Here is a 1,453-nt window from a genome sequence, read left to right on the forward strand (position 1 = left end):
TGGCCTGGAGCAGCCTACCGCGTACCGAGGCCCTGCCCATCGGCAGGCTTGGCGCCATGGCGCGGCATTACCCCAGTACCCAACCGAAAATCCCCGCCGTGGTGGTGCTCAGCGATGCCGAGGGCATGGCTCTGGACCTGAGCCTGTCAGCATCGGCTTATCAGCATCAGCTGCGCGACCTGATGCCGGCCGAGCAACTGGAACATACCAAACCGTTGCAGGGTTCCGAGCAGGCCGGCGTGCCGGCGTGCTATGGGCTGGATGCAGAACGGCTGAGCCCAAAAAGCCGCGACTTCCACCACCGCAACCTGGTGGCCATGCTGCTCAACAAGACCCTGGAAAGCTTCTACCCCCCTGACTCACGCCCGCTGGAGCAGGCCACGCAGAGGTTGCAGGTGCCATCGGGGCGCCCTTCGCTGTCACCCGCTGCAGCACGCTTCCGGGCGCTCACCCATGAATACTATTCCCCCAACGGCGCCCGCCTGGGGCAGCGCATCGACACGGCCAAGTACCTGCAGTTCCTGGACGAACGCGAGGCGCTGGAAAAACGCATCGCCGCCTTGCGCCAACTGGCCCTGCAAGCCAGCAACGACCACGACGCCTGGCTGGCCACTGCCGAAAACCAGCACCTCGATGACCCCTATAGCCTAGCGGCGGCGCTGGCCTGTTACGACCGCAATGACTGCAGTTCCGCCCGCGGGCTTGAGATGTCCCTTGCACTGCTGATCCACCCCATGGGGCAACCCGTACCCGGCAACGAAGACCAGGACCGACGCCTCCAGCGTCTGGAGCAATGGCTGGATCAGCACCACAGCCCACTGTACATGGCGCTGGCACCCTTCAACCCGTTCAGGGACAAGGCCGACGCGGTCGGCACCCTGCTGGGCGGCAGCGACAATGTTATCGAAGGGTTGTACGGCCGCTTTCCGGCCATCGCCGACATCACCGACCTGACGGCACAGTCCGTCAACACCGTGGTACTCAAGCGCATGCGCGGCCAGACCCGCTGGGATGCCAGCCACAATTTGCGCCAGCAAGTGTTGCTGGCGGCGCAGGAGGCCAATGCCGAGAAGGCCTTGGGGTTGCTGGCCGCGCGCTACAACATCACCGAGCAGGCCCTTCGCGCACATCCATTCAGTCAGGAGGTGGAACGGTATCTGAAAACCGGGATGGCGCAGGTCGAGGAAATAAAAGAACTGCGCGTTTCGGGTAGCCGGAGGGTGTCGCTTGAACTGACGACGGCAACGCGGGTGAAACCGAACTTTATCGGGCTGCTCACTTCCGGCGGTGGGGGCGGGTTGAATGCGGGGATGCTGTGGTTCAACGTGGTTGCGCTCAAAGCGGCTTACAACAGTTTGCAGAAGAGCGATGTGCCGGAATATACAACGGGGTTCGCTGCGTCGATTTTTGGTGTGATTGGTGCAACGGGTGCGACATTGGTGAGTGTGCGAGC

General features: G+C 63.1%; 1 protein-coding gene. It reads left to right on the top strand.

The window, feature by feature from the left end; all coding sequences use genetic code 11:
* Nucleotides 1-1,453 (top strand): T6SS effector BTH_I2691 family protein (locus ACIPIJ_RS27865; RefSeq protein WP_401083230.1); only part of this gene is annotated, 1,453 nt, incomplete at both ends.

It is taken from the genome of Pseudomonas sp. NPDC087185 (assembly GCF_044744955.1).
Lineage (GTDB): Bacteria > Pseudomonadota > Gammaproteobacteria > Pseudomonadales > Pseudomonadaceae > Aquipseudomonas.